Below are 18202 nucleotides of genomic sequence, written 5' to 3' on the forward strand. Positions count from 1 at the left end.
CCTTTACCTGTTGTCGACCAATCGCAGACCGAAGCCCCGGTCCAGCGGCAGGCTCGCCGTGGTGATCGTCGTGACGTGGGTGGCCGGGTCGAACGACCAGGCGGAGCGGGGCAGTTGACGCCCGTCCAGCAGCACCCGCGCGGGCGCGGAGCCGCCGTGCACGGTGAACCGGTACGTCCGGGCGGCCACCTTGCCCCGGTACTCGCCCTTGCTCGCGCCGACCGACACGGTCGTCTGGTGCGCGTCCCGGTGCAGGGAGACCCGCTGGGCGGCGGCCGCGCCCTTGGCGAAGTCACGGGTCACGCCGTCGTCCTCGTACAGCGTGTAGTGACTGGTGCCGTGGGCCGACGGATACAGGTCCCAGTCCAGCTCGTGCCGGTCCCGGGTCTGCCAACTCGTCGTGCCCTTCGGCCACATGGGCACGATCGCGCCCTCGCGCACGAACAGCGGGAGCGTGTCCAGCGGCGCGTGGTAGCCGTTGAGCGTGGTCGGGCCGTGGTAGGTGCGGCCGGTCCAGTAGTCGGTCCAGGTGCCCTTGGGCAGATAGATGCCGTCGCGGGTGTCGGAGTCCTGGTAGACCGGCGCGACCAGGAAGTCGGGGCCGGACAGGAACTCGTACTTGGCGTTCGCGCCCAGGGTGCCCGGGTCGTCCGGGTACTGGAGCCACAGCGGACGCACCGCGCCCACACCGCTCTTCGCCGCGTCGGCGGAGAGGGTGTACATGTACGGCAGCAGCCGCTCCTTCAGCTGGAGGTACTTGCGGTTGATGGAGGTGTACGGCTCGCCGTCCAGCCACGGCTGCTGGTCCGCGGGCTTCTTGGTGGTCAGGTCGGTGGCCCAGCCGTCCATGGTCATGATGGCCGGCAGGAACGCCTTCCACTGGAGGTCACGGGCGTACATCTTGGGGTCGTGGCGGTAGATGCTGCCCACGTCGCCCGTGTTGTAGGCGATGCCGGACATCGTCGCCCCGGCATACGTCGGGATCTGCCAGCGGATGTAGTCCCAGGACAGCTGCTGGTCGCCGCTCCACAGCACCCCGCAGCGCTGGGCGCCCGCCCAGGAGACGGGCAGCCACACGAAGCCGCGGGCGTCGCTGTTGTCCTCGATGCCCTTCTTCGCGGCGTCGCAGGCGTCCAGGGCGAACTGGTAGCCGTTGCCCACCCAGGCCACGTCCAGCTTGGCCACCCGCTGGCCCGCCTTGACCTGCTCGGCCAGCTTGTCGATGCCGTCCTGCGTCCACAGACCGAGCTGGGCGTTGTGGTCCTGGAGACCCTTGGCGGTCTGCTGGAGGTCCTCGTAGCCGCAGCCGTAGCCGTCGTTGACCAGCATCCAGCCCAGCGGCATCTGGTGCTGGGTGTAGCCGTCGGCGACCTTCAGCGCGTCCAGGGTGTGCCGCTCGCCCCGGTTGGCGTTGTGCAGATAGCAGTCGGAGTCGCCGGGCTCCAGGCCGTAGACCGGCGGCATGAACGGCTTGCCCACCAACTTCGTGTACTTGCCGATCACTTGCTTGGCGTCACCGAGGAAGTAGTAGGCGTCCAGGCGCCGTTCCTGCTGCCCGGTGGTCACCGGCGAGTTGAAGGTGTACACGCCCGGCGCGAAGGTGTTGCGGAAGACGCCGTAGCCCGCGCTGGAGAGGTAGAACGGCTGGGAGTTGTTGTAGCCGCCCTCGTCCCAGTCGAAGCTGTTGGACACGTACATCGTCTGCCCGCGGTGCGAGAAGCTGCCGTTCTGCTCGCCGCCGCCGAAGAACTGCTCGTCGGCGCCTCGGTCCAGGCTCTGCCGCATCCCGCCGGTGGACCAGCGCAGCGGCTTGTCCTCCTGCCAGATCCGGGTGCGGTTGTCCGCCTTGTACAGCCCGAACCGCAGCGGCTTCTTGTACACGCGCAGCACGGCGCCCGGCGCGCGGATGCCGTAGTAGTCGCCCGCGTCGAAGGACGAGGTGTGCCGGTCCGCGGCCGGCTGCTTGCGCACGATCTCGGTACCGGCAGGATCGCTCAGCGAACCCGACGGGTCGGCCTGGAGCCGGAGCTGGCCACCGGTCAGGAAATCGGCGCGCGCCGCGAGCTGTCCGGCCCGGATCGTGTAGCTGCCGTCGCCGCCCGAGAAGGACGTCAGATCACCGGCGTCCTCGGTCGCGGGCAGATACGCCGTGCCGGTGAAGGAGTTGTCGTGCACGTCGTAGGGCACGACCACCACGTGGTACGTCCCCGAGGCCCGCGGGATCACGGTGGCCTCGGGGTCGGCGGTGCCCGCGCTGGAGGCGACCTGGGTGCCGTGCTCGTCGTACACGTACAGGTCGAAGTCGTCGGTGGGGTGCTCCCACGTGACGGCCAGCGGGACGCCGCCCTCGGGGTTGTCGTCCCAGTAGCCGGCCGGCACCGAGACGGACAGGTCGAAGCGGTCGCAGACCTGGTTGCCGGGGTCGGCGCCGGGGGCGGGGCAGTCCTTCGGGTCGCCGACGGTGCCCTTGGGATAGACGGGGCTCTGCCAGCTGACACTGCTGTGGGCGGGGTCCAGTACGGCGCCGGTGGCGGCGGCCGCGGCGGGCGCCGGGACGACCAGCGCGGTGCCGGCCAGGGCGGTCACCAGCCCCAGCGGCACCCAGGCCGGCCAGGGCACCCGGTGTCGGAGTCTTCGCACGGCGGAACAGCTCCCCTCGCGTCGGTGCGGAGTACATGAGCGTGCGTGGAAGTGCTTGAAGATGCGCTATATCAAGCAACTTCACGCACGAAGACTCGAAGGAAGCACAGGTTCATGTCAATACCGCGGGCGGATCCGGGACACCTTCCGGGGTGGCGCGGGCGCGGGTGGAAGGGGGCCGGGCCCCGTCCTCCGGCAGGCATGGCAAAGGGCCGGACCCCGCCCTCCGGCGCGGTCCGGCCCGTCGGCCGCGGTGTCTCAGCCGGCCTGCCCGCGCAGCACGATCTGCGTCTGCGTGGTCTGCCCGACCAGCCGGTCCCGGTCGTCGCGCAGCTCCGTCTGCACCACGATGAGGGTGCCGCCGAGATGCAACGGCCGGGCCGTGGCGTGGACATGGCCCGAGGTGAGCGCCCGCAAAAAGTTGGTCTTGGACTCGACCGTGGAGGTGCCGGCCGCCCCCTCGGGCAGGTTGAGGTAGGCACACACCGCGCCCACGCTGTCCGCCAGCGCCATCAGCGCCCCGCCGTGCAGCGCGCCACCGGCCGTGCACACCTCGGGCGACCAGGCGAGCGAGCCCACGGTGCGCTCGGCGGTGGCCTCCCGCAGCTCGATGCCGAGACCGGCCGCGAACGGCATGGTGGCCAGCAGCTCGGCGGGCTCGAAGTGGGACGTCATGACGTACCGCCTTTCATGGGGGCCAGAATGATCGGGAAGTCTGCCAGCCGGAGCCGTCCCCCGCGGCGGAACGGGGAGTTCACGAGGGAACGGCCGCCCCCGTGCCGCCCTGCGCGCCCTTGACAGGGTCCGTCTGTTTCGCCAGTTTTGAGCAGCGGCGCACGGCGGGGGACCGGGCGCCCACAGTGCGGCGGGAAGGCGGGGGAGCCGAGTGGAGATCACCGTCCACGGAACCGGCGAGCTGACGCCCGGCCAACACCGGGCCTGGCACGAGGCGATGGACTCCTCGCCCGCGTTCGCCAACCCGTTCCTCGCCCCCGAGTTCGCCCGCGCCGTCGGCCGGCACCGCCGCGGGGCCCGGGTGGCGGTGCTGCGCGAGGACGGCCGCGATGTCGGCTTCCTGCCGTACGAGCGGGGGCCGTTCGGCATCGGCCGGGCGATCGGACTCGGACTCTCCGACTGCCAGGCCCTGGTGCACCGGCCCAAAACCGCCTGGGACACGGGCGAGTTGCTGCGGGCCTGCGAGCTGAGCAGCTTCGAGTTCGACCATCTCGTCGGCGGACAGGGGCCGTTCGAGCCGTACGTCAGCGCCACCTTCGCCTCACCCGTCATCGATGTGCGGCCCGGCGACGGCGACTACGCCGCCTGGCTGCGCGGCACCTACCCCGGGCAGGCGAAGACGACCCTGAAGAAGGAGCGCCGCCTCGGCCGGGACATCGGCGAGGTGCGTTTCGAGTTCGACGAGCGCGACCCCGAGGTGCTGCGCACCCTCATGCGCTGGAAGTCCGCGCAGTACCGCAGGACCGGCCGCATGGACCGGTTCGCCAGGCCCTGGATCGTCGCCCTGGTCGAGGAACTGTCCCGTCTGCGCGCACCGCACTGCACCGGAGTGCTGTCCGTGCTCTACGCCGGGGACCGCCCGGTCGCCGCCCACTTCGGGCCCCGGTCGAGCACGGTGCTCGCGGCCTGGTTCACCGCGTACGACCCCGAACTGCACCGCTACTCACCGGGGTTGATGATGCATCTGCGGACCGCCGAGGCCGCCGCCCGGCACGGGGTCGCCATGGTGGACCTCGGACGCGGCGACAAGGAGTACAAGGACTGGCTGAAGACCCGCGAACTACGGGTCGGGGAAGGCTTCTTGACCCGGCCGCACCCGGTGGCGCTCGCCCACCGCCTGTGGCGCGGGCCCGCGCGCGGCCTGCGCAACACCGTACTGGCCCACCCCCGGCTGCGGGAACCCGCCGACCGGCTGCTGCGGACGGCGGGCACCCTGCGCACCCGAGGACAGGGCCCCGCCGGCCCGTGAGGGAGCGAGGGCGCGCAACAGGCCGGGGCCCCCGCGGGCACGCCCGCGTCAGAAGGCCGTCGCGCGCTACGCGGAAGGCCCCACGACGCTCCGCAGCGACACCGCCGAGGACGGCGCCACCGGGAGACCGGCCCCCGTGGTCCGCGTCCACCAGTCGGCGCCGTCCTCGATGTAGCGCAGCAGGATGCCCTCACGGATCGCCCACGGGCAGACCACGGCCCGGCGCAGACCCATCAGCTTCAGCGCCGTGTGCCCGACGACGGCACCGGCCAGGCTCTGCGCGGCACGCGGCGCGGAGATGCCGGGTAACTGGGCGCGCTCGGCGGCGGGCAGGGTGGCCAGGGTGTGCGCCGCCGCACGCAGGTCACCGCGCCGCAGCGCGCGCGGCTCGAACGGCCCGAACCGGCCCGGCGCGGCCCCGCACAGCCGGGCCAGCTGCTGGAACGTACGGGAACTGACCGCGGCGGTGCGCGGCGACTCCCACCGTATCCGCGCCGCCACATCCCGCAGCTCGTGCCGGATCCGGCGGCGCAGCTCCTTCAACTCGCCCGCCCCGGGCGGGTCCTGGACGTCCAGGTACTCCCGGGTCAGCCGGTTCGCACCCAGCGGCAGCGAGGCCGCGAAGTCGGGCAGCCGGCCCCGCCCGAAGGCCACCTCCAGCGAGCCCCCGCCGATGTCGAGCAGCGCCAGCGGGCCCGCGTTCCAGCCGAGCCAGCGGCGGGCCGCGAGGAACGTCAGCTCGGCCTCGGTCTCACCCGGCAGGGTGCACATCCGGATCCCGGTCCCGGCCACCACCCGCTCCAGCACCTCCGCGCGGTTCGGCGCGCCCCGCACCACGGCGGTGGCGAACGCCAGCGGGCCCGCGGCCTTCCACCGCAGCGCCGTGTCGCCCGCCTCGGCCACCGCCGCCACCAGCCGCTCCACCGCCTCCTCGGCGATGGTGCCGTCCGGGCCGACCTGTTCGGACAGGCGGAGCTTCCATTTGACGGTGTGCACCGGCAGCGGAACACCCCCCTCCACATCCGCGATCACCAGTCGCACCGTGTTCGATCCCGCGTCCACCAGACTCACACGCATGGCCGGGTCCGTACCCACTCCGTCGGCCGAAACGCCTGCGTCCGAGGGGCGGTCGCGCGCACACCACGCCCCGGCGGGCGGCGCCCGGGGCACACCCGGCACCCACCGGCGCGCGACGGCCGAGGTGCCCGCCCCTGTCCGGATCCCGGCCCCACCCGGCGCCCCCGGTCCGCCGCTGTACTTGGATGGTCGTCACCACTGTCGGTATGGGGAGCGGCACATGACCGGTACGGCAGCGACCAGGGTCCTGGTGATCGGCGGCGGCATCGCGGGCAGCGCCGCCGCACTGGGCCTGCGCCGCGCGGGCTTCGACGTGCGCGTGTACGAGGCGCACTCCGGCGCGGACCAGGACGTCGGCGCCTTCCTCACCCTGGCGAGCACCGGCATGCGCGCCCTCGCCCAACTGGACGCCACCCGGGCCGTGAAAGCCATCGGTTTTCCGCTGACTTCGCTGCGCCTGCTGGACGCGGAGGGCGCCGAACTGGCCCATGTTCCGCTCGGCGAGGTCGCCGAACCCGATCTGCGCTACCGGTGCCTGCGCCGCGGCGAGCTGAACTCCGCGCTCCAGCAGGAGGTCTCGGCGTGCGGCATCCGCCTCACCCACGGCGCCCGGCTGACCTCGGTGACCGACGGGCCGTACGGCGTCACCGCGCGCTTCGCGGACGGCACCACCGCCACCGGCGACCTGCTCATCGGCGCCGACGGCCTGAGCTCCGCCGTCCGCCGCGCCCTCAGCCCCGGCATCCGGCCCCGCTACGCGGGACAACGCGTCTTCTACGGCCGTACCCCCGGCGCCCCGGGCACCGGTGGCAGCGGCGTCATCACCATGGTGCGCGGCAGCGAGAGCGCCTTCGGGTACGCCGAGGCGCCGACGGGGGAGACGTACTGGTTCGCCCGCGTCGGCGGCGACCCGCTGCCCGAACGGGGGCCGGGCGCGCGCAGCGCCGTACCGCGCGAGGAACTGCTGCCCCTGCTGCGCGCGGACGCCACACCCGCCGCCGCGCTCGTCGCGGGCTGTCCGGGCCCCGTCATGGTCACCAACGCCACCGAGATGCCGCTCGGCGCCCGCTGGCACACCGGCAGGGTGCTGCTCATCGGCGACGCGGCCCACGCGGCCTCCCCGGCGACCGGGCAGGGCGCCTCCACGGCGCTGGAGGACGCGGTCGTCCTCGCCAAGGCGCTGCGTGATCTGCCGGACGCCGCACGGGCGTTCGCGGCGTACGAGCGGCACCGGCGCCCGCGCGTGGAGCACAACATCACCGTCAGCGGCGGCATCTCCCGCGGCACCCACGCCCCCGCCCGCCCCGCCGACCCGAACCACCGCCCCGACCACCGGGACGACGAACTGATCCGCCAACTGGCCTGGGACACACCGCTGTCCGAGGAGGCCTGACCGGGCGGATCGCGCGCGAAAGTGCAAGAGGCGGCGCACGGGAGTCCATTGCCGGGGCAGCGCCGGGGGTTGATCGTTCCGTGGGACCGGACCTTGGCATCAACTCCGGCATCAGCTTTCGGCATCACCTCCGGCATCACCTCCGGCATCACCTTCGGCAACGAGGAGCATCCGTGCGACTGTTGAGCAGAGCGGGCGGCGCCATGGCCGCGGCCGCCGCCCTCGTCCTGGGCGCCGCCACCGCGTCCCCGGCGTCCGCCGCCCCCGCCTACACCGTCACCGTGGGCAGCCCGGTGCCCTTCCCGTACCCCACGGACACCCCCGCGAGCCCCTTCCTCGACCGGGACGGCACCTTCCACTACCAGCAGTCCGCCGCCCTGTACGGCACGAACGACCCCCGCAGCTGGGACTTCTACACCGGCACCGACTTCGACACCGCCGCCTTCGACAGCGCGCTGAGCACCGCGGTGAACCCGGCCGACCCCGCCGACCGCAACGACGACACCACCGCGCGGTGCGACAACAGCCCCACCGGCCGCGAGGCGAGCGACCCCCCGGCCGGATCGGGCTACTCCCAGAAGAACTACTGCGACCTGTCCGGCGTGTGGGTCGACCCCGACACCGGCGACTGGTACGGCCTCATCCACAACGAGTTCACGCCCCAACCCTTCGGCGACGGGCTGCACTTCGACGCCATCGACTACGCCGTCTCCACCGACCGGGGCCGCACCTGGACCATCGAGGACCATGTCATCACGTCCCCGTTCAGCACCGTGCGCGGGGACACGGCCGCCTTCCCGAACCAGACGTACGACTACGGCGACGGCGACCAGCGCCTGTTCGTGGACACCGCCTCCGGCTACTTCTACGTCTACTACGGCTCCCGGATCGTGGACAAGAAGGGCGGCTGGAAGGCCTTCTACGAACACGTCGCCCGCGCCCCGATCGCTGACAAGATGGCCCCCGGCTCCTGGCGCAAGTGGTACGACGGCGCCTGGTCCCAGCCCGGCACCGGCGGCAAGGAGAGCAACATCGTCCCCGTCGACGCCGACCACCCCACCGGGCACACCCCCGCCGCCGCCGAGTACGACCCGGCGAACACCGGCACCACGGCCGAGCAGATCGCGGCCGGCAAGACGCCCCCGACCTCCCCGCTGTTCGTGATGAACATCGCCTACGACGCCCACCTCGGGCTGTACATCGGCGAACCGCAGGCCGTCGACCAGAGCGGGAACGCGCCGCAGTACCTCTACGCCACCGACGACCTCGCCACCCAGAAATGGCGCCTGATCGGCGACACCGGCGGCTACACGAACGCCTCCTGGTACCGCTGGTTCCTCGACGGCGCCAACCGCACCAGCTCCTCGATCGTGGGCCGGACCTTCCGCTCGTACTGCTCCTTCGGCTGCGCGCACGGCGCCGACGGCGAGTACGTCGACGTCACCCTCGACTCCGCCACTCGCGCGGCCCCGCCCGTGGCCACCGGGCACCGCTACCGGATCGCCGCGGGCACCGGCCGCGTCCTCGCCCAGAACCCCGGCGCCGCCACCACCACCGCGGTCCGGCCCACCCCCGCGGCCCGCGCCACCTGGACCTTCCGGCCCACCGGCGACGGCGCCTACACCGTGACCAACTCCGCCACCGGCGCCCTGCTCGGCGTCGACTCCACCAGGACCCGGGACCGCGCCTGGGGCACCGTGCCGACCGCCACCCCGCGGCGCGGCAAGAGCCCGGCCGTCGGACAGCAGTGGTTCCTGATCCCGGACGCCTCCCCGGCCGGCACCTTCCACCTCGTCAACCGCTTCAGCGGCCTGGTCCTCGGACTGTCCGCCGACCCCGGCCGCGGCGCGGAGACCGTCCCGGTGCGCACCTGGACGGACACCACCCACAGCGCCGTCGGCCGCGGCCGCACCGCCGCCGAGCAGACCCTCACCCTCACCCCGGTACGGGACTGAACTCCTCTGTTCATGCGGCGAGTTGTGCGTAAGCTGCGCGGATGACGATCACCAACGGGGAATCCGACGCCCGCCTGGCCGTGTCCGCGGTCCGGGCGGGCGCCGCCGTCGTACGCGACCTGTACGGTGGCCGGCTCGCCCGCCACGAGAAAGGGGCCGGCGACTTCGCCACCGAGGCGGACCTCGCCGCCGAGCGGGCGATCCTGGACGTGCTGCGCACCGGCCGCCCGGACGACGCCGTCACCGGCGAGGAGAGCGGCCCCGGCGGCGCCGCCGGGGCCCGGCGCCACTGGCTGGTCGACCCCCTGTGCGGCACCCTCAACTACGCGGTGCGGACCAGGCTCGTCGGTGTCAACGTCGCCCTGCGGCTGGACGGCCGGACCACCGCGGCGGCCACCGCCGACCCGTTCACCGGAGAGGTCTTCTGGACCGACGGCACCCGGGCCCGGCTGAGCACCGGCGGCGGCGACAGTGACGGCGACAGTGACGGTGAGGAGAAGCTGATGCCCTGCGCCGCCTCCGCGCTGGTGGACGTCAATCTCGACCCGCCCTTCCCCAACGCCCCCGGATTCCGGGCCCCTTCGCTGCTCGCCGACCCCGGCTTCACCGAACGGTTCCGGCCCCGGGTGATCTCCAGCACCCTCGCCGTCGCCTGGGTCGCCGCCGGGCGCCGCGCCGCCTACGTCACCGACGGCCATCTCGCCGACAGTGTGCACTTCGCCGCCGGTATCGCCCTGTGCCAGGCCGCCGGGTGCACGGTCACCGGCCTGTACGGCGAGCCCGTGCACACCGGCCGGGGCGGCCTGATCGCCGCCGCCGACCCCGGCACCCACGCCGCACTCCTCGCGATGGTCCGGCGGCAGGCGCAAAAAGGGACTTGACGCGGCGCCCCTGGCCGAACGCACGGAAACGTTCGGCTTCCGAAGGCTTGTGCGGCATCCGTCCCGCCACTTAAATCAAAACGTGAACTAAGTAGTGAGCGATCGATGTTCACCCACCGGTCTTCAGGGAGCCGCATATGAGATTCCGATCCGCGGGTGTCGCGCTGGCCGCCATGGCCGCGCTGATCACCCTGCCCCTCGGCCACGGCCGGGCCGCCGCGGCCGAGGCGCCGCTGTCCCAGGGGAAGACGGCCACCGCGTCCTCCGAGGAGAACTACGGCACCACCGCGGCCGACGCCGTCGACGGCGACACGGGGACCCGCTGGTCCTCCGCCACCACCGACGACCAGTGGCTCCAGGTCGACCTGGGCGCCACCGCCTCCGTCACCCGCGTCGTCCTCGACTGGGAGGCCGCGTACGCGAAGGACTACAAGGTCCAGATATCGAAGGACGCCGTCAACTGGACCGACCTGAAGTCGGTCACCGGCTCGGACGGCGGCAATGACACCCTCGACGTCTCCGGCCAGGGCCGCTACGTCCGCATGCTCGGTGTGCACCGCGCCACCCAGTGGGGCTACTCCCTGTGGGAGTTCCAGGTGTACGGCAGCACCGACACCGCACAGCCCAGCTGCGGCACGGCGAACGCGGCCCAGGGCAAACCGGCCGCCGCCTCCTCCACCGAGAACGCCGGCACTCCCGCCTCCGCCGCCTTCGACGGCGACACCGGCACCCGCTGGTCCAGCCAGGCGTCCGACCCGCAGTGGGTCCAGGTCGACCTCGGCTCGGTGCAGGACCTGTGCAAGGTGGATCTGAACTGGGAGACCGCCTACGGCAAGAACTTCCAGATCCAGACCTCCACCGACGGCCAGAGCTGGAGCACCCTCAAGAGCGTCACCGGCGCCATCGGCGGCACCGCGTCGTACGACGTCAGCGGCTCCGGCCGGTACGTCCGCGTCTACGGCACCGCCCGCGGCACCGGCTACGGCTACTCCCTGTGGGAGGTCGCCGTGCACACCGGCACCACCGGTACCCCGCCCGTGCAGGGCGGCGGCGACCTCGGGCCGAACGTCATCGTCGTGGACCCCTCCACGCCGAACCTCCAGCAGAAGTTCGACGACGTCTTCGCCCAGCAGGAATCCGCCCAGTTCGGCAGCGGCCGCTACCAGTTCCTGCTCAAGCCCGGCACCTACAACAACATCAACGCCCAGATCGGCTTCTACACCTCGATCTCCGGGCTCGGCCTCAACCCCGACGACACCCAGATCAACGGTGATGTCACCGTGGACGCGGGCTGGTTCAACGGCAACGCCACCCAGAACTTCTGGCGTTCGGCCGAGAACCTCGCCATCAAGCCGTCCAACGGGGACGACCGCTGGGCCGTCGCCCAGGCCGCGCCCTTCCGCCGCATCCATGTCGAGGGCGGCCTCAACCTCGCCCCGAACGGCTATGGTTGGGCCTCCGGCGGCTATATCGCCGACTCGAAGATCGACGGCACGGTCGGCCCGTACTCCCAGCAGCAGTGGTACACCCGCGACAGCTCGGTCGGCGGCTGGACCAACGGCGTGTGGAACATGACCTTCTCCGGTGTCCAGGGCGCGCCCGCCACCAACTTCGACAGCGGCCCGTACACCACGCTGGACAACACGCCCGTCTCCCGGGAGAAGCCGTTCCTGTACCTGGACGGCTCCACGTACAAGGTGTTCGTCCCGTCCAAGCGCACCAACGCCCGCGGTGTCTCCTGGCCGAACACGCCGGGCACCTCCCTCCCGCTCGACCAGTTCTACGTGGTCAAGCCGGGCGCGACCGCGGCCACCATCAACGCGGCCCTCGCCCAGGGCCTCAACCTCCTGTTCACCCCCGGCGTCTACCACCTCGATCAGACGATCAACGTGACCCGCGCGAACACCGTGGTCCTCGGCCTCGGGCTCGCCACCCTGGTCCCGGACAACGGCGTCGACGCCATGCACGTCTCCGACGTCGACGGGGTCAAGCTGGCCGGGCTGCTGATCGACGCCGGGTCCGTCAACTCCGACACCCTGCTGCGCATCGGCGACCCCGGTTCGAGCGCCGACCACGCCGCGAACCCCACCACCGTGCAGGACGTGTTCTTCCGCATCGGCGGCGCGGGCCCCGGCCTCGCCACCAACTCGCTGGTGGTCAACAGCGACGACACGATCATCGACCACACCTGGATCTGGCGCGCCGACCACGGCAGCGGCGTCGGCTGGACCACCAACCGCGCCGACTACGGCCTGCGGGTCAACGGCGACGACGTCCTTGCCACCGGCCTGTTCGTCGAACACTTCAACAAGTACGACGTCTACTGGAGCGGAGAGCGCGGCCGCACCATCTTCTTCCAGAACGAGAAGGCGTACGACGCCCCGAACGCCGCCGCCGTCACCCATGACGGCATCACCGGCTACGCGGCCTACAAGGTCGACGACTCGGTCACCACGCACGAGGCCTGGGGCCTGGGCAGCTACTGCAACTACACCGCCGATCCCTCGATCGTGCAGGCCCACGGCTTCCAGGTGCCGACGGGATCCGGCATCAAACTGCACGACCTCCTGGTGATCTCCCTCGGCGGCAACGGCCAGTACGCCCACGTCGTCAACAACACCGGAGCCGCCACCTCGGGGACCAGCACGGTCCCCTCCAAGGTGACGTCCTTCCCGTAACCGCGCCACACCCCGGGACCGAACCCCACCGGCCCGGTCCCGGGGCCCGGAACCGGAACGGGCGATCAGCCCCTGCCCGCCCGGAGCACCGGTCGTGGCGCCCGGCGCGGCCAGCACCGGGGAGGCGCTGGACCACCCGCGCGGCAAAGTCGCGCCCGGCTTCCCGAGCGCGGAGGCGGCCGCGTCCCGAACTGCGCGGACCCCGGGCACCCCCTAGGGTGTCGTTTGAGGGCGGCCGGGTGCTGCCCTTTCCCGGGTCAAGAAGCCGGCCCCTGGCGAACACGCCCTCGACAAGGGGTACTTGACCCTGCCCGAGCGGTCTCCGGGTCCGGACCAGCGCGTCCGGCGGGCCAGCTGCCCCGGCAACTCGACGGGAGACGGCCCGACTTCACCCCGGCCGGAAATCCCCCGATTCCCGGTTCCGGACGCCCCGGCCCGGGGACCTCGGCACGAGGCCCGGCCGACCTCCCCACCTTCGAACTCGGCACATGCTGCGAACAGGCCGCCCCCGAGCCCACCGAGCCGCTCACGGACGCCGAGCCCAGCCCCGCGCTGTCCCAGGTCGGCCACCCCTGGCCCACCCCTGGCCCACCCACGGCCGGATCATCGGCATCATCACCGGCGAGGACGCCACCGCGGTGCTCCGGCAACTCTTCCAGCCGCTGGGCACGCACCGGGTCCGGGAGCGCATCCCGTCCGCCGCCGCAGCGCACTGGTCCGGCACGGGGTGGTTCCCTCCGAAGGGGGCCACCCCGTCGGCGTATCCGAAGAGGCGAACCCCCTGAGAGCCGGGTGTGATGGTGCTGTCCTACCTTTCGACCAGTAAGGCAGATTCATGCGCATCCGCAGCATCGCCACAACGGCCGTACTCGCAGGCGTCTTTGCGCTGGGCGGCACCGCCAGCGCCTTCGCGGCCGACCCCGACCCGACGACCGGTGTGGCCGTGGGCAGCCCGGGTGTCCTGTCCGGGAACGTCATCCAGGTCCCGATCCACATCCCCGTCAACGTCTGCGGTGACAGCATCGACATCATCGGGCTGCTCAACCCGGCCGCCGGGAACACCTGCGTCAACCAGTGACCCCACGCCCGTGCGCCGGTTCCCCGCCGCGGGGAACCGGCGCACGGGCGCGTCAGACGGCGGTGCGGCACAGCAACAGGCAGATGTCGTCGTCGTGTTCGGAGTCCCGCAGCATCGGCCTGAGCAGCGCGTCGGCCGCCGCGTCCAGCCGCTCCAGCTCCGCCGCGCCGAGCGTGCCCAGGGCGTTCGCCAGCCGCTCTATGCCCGCGTCGATCCCCGCGGACCGGCGCTCCACCAGACCGTCCGTGTAGAGCGCGAGCGTGGCACCGGCCGGCAACTCCTCGCGGTGCTCCGCGTACTCCCAGGGCACCGGAACCCCGAGCATGATCCCCGGCTTGGCGTCCAGCACCCGCACCTCGCCCCCGGGGCCGCGCACCAGCGCCGGCGGATGCCCGGCCGCCGCCCACACCACACCCGGCTCGCCCGGCGTGAACCGGGCGATGGCACAGGTCGCGTACAGCTCCGGCTGCTGATGGCGCAGCATCCGGTGCAGCAGGGTGAGGATGCGGGCGGGCCCGTTGCCCTCGACCGCGTAGGCGCGCAGCGCGGTCCGCAACTGGCCCATGATCACCGCGGCCCGCAGCCCGTGCCCGGTGACGTCCCCGATCACCGCCAGCACACTGCCGTCGGGCCCGGGGAAGGCGTCGTACCAGTCGCCGCCGATGTTCAGGCCGTGCGTGGCCGGCAGATAGCGCGCCGCCAGCGCGAGCCCCGGGGTGTCCGGCAACTCGGTGAGCTGGGCGCGCTGGAGGGCCTCGGCGACATCCCGGTGCTGCTCGTACTGGCGGGCGTTGTCCAGCGCGATACCCGCCCGCCGGGCCAGCTCCAGCAGCATCACGGCGGTGTCCGGCGCGAACCGCTCGCCGGGCGCCGACAGGGTCAGTACGCCCTGCACGGTGCGCGCGCCGAGCGGCAGGCACAAGAGCGGCCGGTCGGGGGAGAGCACGGAGGCCGGCAGATCGTCCACCCCGGGGAGCCCGCCGGGACACGGCGCCGCGTGCTGCGGGCGCCCGGTGCGGGCCGCCGTCACCGCGGCCGCGGCCCGTTCGGCGGGCGGGGTCCGCTCGTCGTCCACCAGCCATACGTCCACGTGCCGGGCGTACTCCGGCACCAGCAGCTTGGGCAGCCGGCGCAGGATGTCCTCGTGGTCGAGGGAGGCGTTCAGGGAGGCGCTGGCGTCGGCGAGGAAGGTCAGCAGCCGGCGGGCGTTCTCCGCCTCCGCGCGGGCCGCCCGCTCGGCGTCCAGCAGCTCCCGCTGCGCCAGCGCGGCCGCCTCCAGCTCGGCGTGCAGCGCGAGCACGCCCTGGTTGGTCTGGTGCAACTCCTCGCGGTGGAACCGGACCAGCTCCTCCGCCTCGTCCAGACCCGCCAGTACGACGGCGGTGTCCTCGCCCGCGCCGAGCAGCGCCTCGGCGAGATCCGCCTCGGCCAGGTCGCCGGGCCGGGGCAGCGGCCGGGGCAGGGGAGCGGGACAGGCCAGCGTGTGCCGCCAGGGCTCGGCGCCGTCTAGGGCGAGGTGCAGATCCTCGTCGGCGGTCACGGTCAGCCGTTGCCGCCGCCCCTCCCGGGCGGGGCGCAGCAGGGCGGTCAGCACGGCCAGGAAACGGGCGCGGTCCCGCGCCGGCACCCCCGCGTCCGCCGTGAGCCGGGCCAGCAGCGCACGGGCACGGGCCGCGTCGACGGGGCCGGTCAGGGTCCAGGTGTCGGAGGTCGTGGTCATGGGCGGGGGTCCTGGGCCAGTACGGCGACGCTGGTGTCGTCGCGCGGGGGGCGGGCGGGGCTGCCCGCGTCCCGCAGGACGGTCGCGGCCAGCACCGACGGGTCGTGGGCGAGCAGCCGGGGGTCCTCGGGCGGGGTCCAGCGGCTGGGCAGCCCGTCACTGTGCAGCACGAGCAGACTGTCGCGGTGCCACGGCGCCCGGCGCAAGGGGACATGCGCCGGGAAGTACGCCCCGACGATCCCCGGATGCGACACCAGCGACGTCCACCCGTCCGGGGTGCGCAGCCGGGCCCCTATGTTGCCGACCCCGGCGAAGCCGAGTTCCCCGGTCGCCGTGTCCACCTGGGCCACGGCGATCGCGGCCCCCCGGGTGGGGCGCAGGGCGGTGTGCAGCCGCCGCAGGATCTCCTGGGGCGGTGACTGCGCGGCCCGCCGCAGCTCCGTGACCGCCGCGCCGGACGCGTGCCCGGCCTTGGGCCCGTGTCCGAGCCCGTCCGCGAGCAGCAGGGTCACCAGCCCCTCGTGGCGCACACACTCCCAGGCGTCACCGGAGGTCTCGGCCCGGTCGAGGGACAGGACGACACCGCCGGCCGCGGGTCCTTCGGATGCCCGGCCTGCCCGCGCGCGTTCCGGATCGATCCGCGCCGTCGCCACCGTGCCCCGGCCCGGGGCGCCGTACAGCCGGAAGGCGTCGGCGTTGCGCAGACAGCTGCCGAGGCCCGCGCCGAGGGAGGACTCGGCGGTGGTGCAGCCGTCGCGCAGGGCCGCGGTGACATCGGCGATGCCCGGCCCGTGGTCCAGCGTGAACAGCCGTACCGAGGTCCCCGTGCCGGACGGCGGTGTCACCAGGTTGACCACCAGGGTGCCGCCGCCCGCGTGCCGGAGCAGATTGGTGGCCAGTTCGGTGGCCACCAGCTCCCCGGCCGCCGTACGCTCCGGCCCGAGGCCCGCCTGCCCGCACGCCTCGCGGACCGCCGTACGGGCGTCCCGGACGCGCGTGGAGTCGTGCACCGGGACCTCCCAGACGCGGCTCATCCCAGCCCCGATCGCGAGGCGGGCAGCTGGGTCACCCAGGCGACGGCCGTGACGGTGGTGCCCCGGCCCGGCTCGGTGTCCACGCTGAACTCCTGCACCAGCCGCCTGGCACCGCTGAGCCCGAGCCCCAGGCCGCCGCCCGAGGTGTAGCCGTCGGTCATGGCCAGCTCCAGATCGCGGATGCCGGGGCCGCTGTCGACGAAGCTCATCCGCAGGCCGCGGGCGCGGCCGTTGTCCAGCGGGGTGATCTCCGCGTGCCCGCCACCGCCGTGCACCAGGGTGTTGCGGGCCAGCTCGCTCGCCGCCGTGACCAGCTTCGTCTGCTGCACCAGACCGAATCCGAGGGCCGCCGCGCACTGCCGCACCTGCTGCCGCACCCAGGCCAGATCCGCGTCCGAACCGATGGGCACGGTGGTTGCGGACGCCTGGCCGGACGGCTGCATCATCTCCCCCTCTGGGACAGCACTTCCATGGCCCGGTCGACGTCCAGCGCGGTGGTCAGACCGGGCAGCGCCAGCCCCAGCTCGACCAGGGTGATCGCGACGGCGGGCCGCATTCCGGCGAGGACCGTACGGGCGGCGAGCAGCCGGGCGGTGGACGCGATCTCCGCGAGCACCCGGCCGAGGAAGGAGTCGACGATGTCCACTCCGGAGATGTCGATGACCACCCCGCTCACGCCGGTGGTGGCGATGCGGTGGCTGAGGTCCTGCTGCAACTGCTCGGCGAGTCCGTCGTGCAGTTCGCCCTGGAGCGAGACGAGCAGTATGTCGCCCAGGGCGAGTACCGGCACCGGGGCCGGATGGACGGGGACGGGTTCGTTCACCGGGCGTTCGGACCCGTCTGCGCACGGGAGACCTCGATGCCCTGCCGGCTGAGCGCATAGGCCAGCGCGTCGGCGAGCGAGGCCCGGGTGAGCACCGAACCCAGATCGATGCCGAGCTGCACGATGGTCTGGGCGATGGCCGGCCGGATACCGGAGACGATGCACTCGGCCCCCATCAGCCGCGCCGCGGCCACCGTCTTCATCAGGTGCTGCGCCACCAGCGAGTCCACGGTGGGCACACCGGTGATGTCCAGGATGGCGTACCGGGCGCGCTGCTCGACGATGGCCTCCAGCAGCGACTCCATCACGACCTGGCTGCGGGCGCTGTCCAGGGTCCCGATCAGCGGGACGGCGACGGTGTGCTCCCACAACTTGATGACGGGGGTGGCCACTTCGAGCAGCTGCTGGCGCTGCCGCTCGATCATCTCCGCGCCCGCGTCCAGGGCCGTCTCCAGCACGACCAGGCGCAGGGTGCCCAGCAGCAGGGTCAGCGTCAGCACGCATTCCTGGGCCTGCGGGGCGGTCGGGTCGGCGAACTCCTCGCGCAGCAGATCGACGGCGGGGGTGCGCAGCGCGGCCACCTCGTCGGCGATCCCGGCCGGGGTGGCACCGGCGCGGGCCCGGTTCTGGGTCATCCGGCCCAGCTGCTCGCGCACCGGCTCGTAGCCGGGTGCGGTGGTGTCCTCCAGGCGCCCGCTGACGGCCACGTCGGACAGGGCGTCCACGACCGCCTTGCTGGCCTCGACCGCCTCGTCCCGGGAGACCGTGAACACCGACCTGAACAGGGGTGCGTCCGCCCATCGCTGGGCGATCTGCTCCCGGCGTCGCTCCAGGAACGAACCCACCAATTGCGGCGCCGACGCTGCCGCGTCCTGGTCCTGTGGCACTGTCACGTTCTCCTCTCGCCCACCCGGGAGCCGCCGGTCGGCAGCTGATCTT

General features: G+C 72.9%; 14 protein-coding genes. 6 read left to right on the forward strand and 8 right to left on the reverse strand.

The genetic code is table 11. The features are described from left to right. Window positions 1-3 precede the first annotated feature (3 nt). Entirely contained in the window at window positions 4-2640 is a 2637-nt protein-coding gene (locus AB0N90_RS18055; RefSeq protein WP_365197581.1) for a TIM-barrel domain-containing protein, read from the reverse strand. Between the two features lie 258 nt (window positions 2641-2898). Continuing rightward, a complete protein-coding gene (locus tag AB0N90_RS18060; RefSeq protein ID WP_361681759.1) occupies window positions 2899-3315 on the reverse strand; it encodes a PaaI family thioesterase in 417 nt (138 codons plus the stop codon). A gap of 211 nt (window positions 3316-3526) precedes the next feature. On the opposite strand from AB0N90_RS18060, the gene AB0N90_RS18065 reads away from it, so the two are divergent. Beyond that, window positions 3527-4624, forward strand: a complete 1098-nt coding sequence (locus AB0N90_RS18065) for a GNAT family N-acetyltransferase (protein WP_365197585.1) — start codon at window positions 3527-3529, stop codon at window positions 4622-4624. A 66-nt stretch (window positions 4625-4690) separates the two neighbouring features. On the opposite strand, the gene AB0N90_RS18070 is transcribed toward AB0N90_RS18065, so the two are convergent. Next, window positions 4691-5701, reverse strand: coding sequence for a Ppx/GppA family phosphatase (locus AB0N90_RS18070; RefSeq protein WP_365197588.1), 1011 nt, complete (start codon window positions 5699-5701; stop codon window positions 4691-4693). A gap of 220 nt (window positions 5702-5921) precedes the next feature. On the opposite strand from AB0N90_RS18070, the gene AB0N90_RS18075 reads away from it, so the two are divergent. The 5 genes from AB0N90_RS18075 to AB0N90_RS18095 all read left to right on the forward strand — a co-directional run bounded on the left by AB0N90_RS18075 (window position 5922) and on the right by AB0N90_RS18095 (window position 13686). After that, window positions 5922-7094 carry an FAD-dependent monooxygenase gene (locus AB0N90_RS18075; protein ID WP_365197591.1) on the forward strand — a complete coding sequence of 391 codons (1173 nt, stop codon included), beginning with the start codon at window positions 5922-5924 and terminating at the stop codon, window positions 7092-7094. A gap of 173 nt (window positions 7095-7267) precedes the next feature. Then, entirely contained in the window at window positions 7268-9049 is a 1782-nt protein-coding gene (locus tag AB0N90_RS18080) for an RICIN domain-containing protein (RefSeq protein ID WP_365197594.1), read from the forward strand. Window positions 9050-9090: 41 nt separating this feature from the next. Then, entirely contained in the window at window positions 9091-9930 is an 840-nt protein-coding gene (locus AB0N90_RS18085) for an inositol monophosphatase family protein (RefSeq protein ID WP_365197596.1), read from the forward strand. Window positions 9931-10067: 137 nt separating this feature from the next. Further along, on the forward strand, window positions 10068-12608 hold the full coding sequence (locus AB0N90_RS18090; RefSeq protein WP_365197599.1) for a discoidin domain-containing protein: 2541 nt from the start codon (window positions 10068-10070) through the stop codon (window positions 12606-12608). A gap of 835 nt (window positions 12609-13443) precedes the next feature. After that, on the forward strand, window positions 13444-13686 hold the full coding sequence (locus tag AB0N90_RS18095; protein ID WP_361681779.1) for a chaplin: 243 nt from the start codon (window positions 13444-13446) through the stop codon (window positions 13684-13686). A 52-nt stretch (window positions 13687-13738) separates the two neighbouring features. Here the strand turns inward: AB0N90_RS18095 and AB0N90_RS18100 are convergent, their stop codons facing one another. Genes AB0N90_RS18100 through AB0N90_RS18120 form a run of 5 tightly spaced genes read right to left on the reverse strand, consistent with a single transcriptional unit; the run spans window position 13739 to window position 18150 of the window. Continuing rightward, the gene (locus AB0N90_RS18100) at window positions 13739-15406 is read right to left on the reverse strand and encodes a PP2C family protein-serine/threonine phosphatase (protein ID WP_365197602.1); all 1668 of its coding nucleotides are present in this window, start codon (window positions 15404-15406) and stop codon (window positions 13739-13741) included. Further along, window positions 15403-16440: an ATP-binding SpoIIE family protein phosphatase gene (locus AB0N90_RS18105; RefSeq protein ID WP_365197604.1), complete on the reverse strand. Its 1038-nt coding sequence runs from the start codon at window positions 16438-16440 to the stop codon at window positions 15403-15405. The genes AB0N90_RS18100 and AB0N90_RS18105 overlap by 4 nt, the downstream gene beginning before the upstream one ends. Beyond that, on the reverse strand, window positions 16437-16883 hold the full coding sequence (locus tag AB0N90_RS18110) for an anti-sigma regulatory factor (RefSeq protein WP_361681849.1): 447 nt from the start codon (window positions 16881-16883) through the stop codon (window positions 16437-16439). The genes AB0N90_RS18105 and AB0N90_RS18110 overlap by 4 nt, the downstream gene beginning before the upstream one ends. Further along, entirely contained in the window at window positions 16883-17263 is a 381-nt protein-coding gene (locus AB0N90_RS18115) for an STAS domain-containing protein (protein WP_086807463.1), read from the reverse strand. The genes AB0N90_RS18110 and AB0N90_RS18115 overlap by 1 nt, the downstream gene beginning before the upstream one ends. Then, window positions 17260-18150 (reverse strand): STAS domain-containing protein, encoded by an 891-nt coding sequence (locus tag AB0N90_RS18120; protein WP_365198056.1) that lies wholly within the window; start codon window positions 18148-18150, stop codon window positions 17260-17262. The genes AB0N90_RS18115 and AB0N90_RS18120 overlap by 4 nt, the downstream gene beginning before the upstream one ends. Window positions 18151-18202: the final 52 nt, after the last annotated feature.

It is taken from the genome of Streptomyces sp. NPDC093018, from assembly GCF_040684035.1.
Classification (GTDB): Bacteria; Actinomycetota; Actinomycetes; order Streptomycetales; family Streptomycetaceae; genus Streptomyces; species Streptomyces murinus.

Coding starts and splice junctions, on each gene's coding strand:
- AB0N90_RS18070 (WP_365197588.1), bottom strand. CDS start 5,701: ATGCGTGTGAGTCTGGTGGACGCGGGATCGAACACGGTGCGACTGGTG.
- AB0N90_RS18085 (WP_365197596.1), top strand. CDS start 9,091: ATGACGATCACCAACGGGGAATCCGACGCCCGCCTGGCCGTGTCCGCG.
- AB0N90_RS18105 (WP_365197604.1), bottom strand. CDS start 16,440: ATGAGCCGCGTCTGGGAGGTCCCGGTGCACGACTCCACGCGCGTCCGG.
- AB0N90_RS18060 (WP_361681759.1), bottom strand. CDS start 3,315: ATGACGTCCCACTTCGAGCCCGCCGAGCTGCTGGCCACCATGCCGTTC.
- AB0N90_RS18090 (WP_365197599.1), top strand. CDS start 10,068: ATGAGATTCCGATCCGCGGGTGTCGCGCTGGCCGCCATGGCCGCGCTG.
- AB0N90_RS18075 (WP_365197591.1), top strand. CDS start 5,922: ATGACCGGTACGGCAGCGACCAGGGTCCTGGTGATCGGCGGCGGCATC.
- AB0N90_RS18110 (WP_361681849.1), bottom strand. CDS start 16,883: ATGCAGCCGTCCGGCCAGGCGTCCGCAACCACCGTGCCCATCGGTTCG.
- AB0N90_RS18100 (WP_365197602.1), bottom strand. CDS start 15,406: ATGACCACGACCTCCGACACCTGGACCCTGACCGGCCCCGTCGACGCG.
- AB0N90_RS18095 (WP_361681779.1), top strand. CDS start 13,444: ATGCGCATCCGCAGCATCGCCACAACGGCCGTACTCGCAGGCGTCTTT.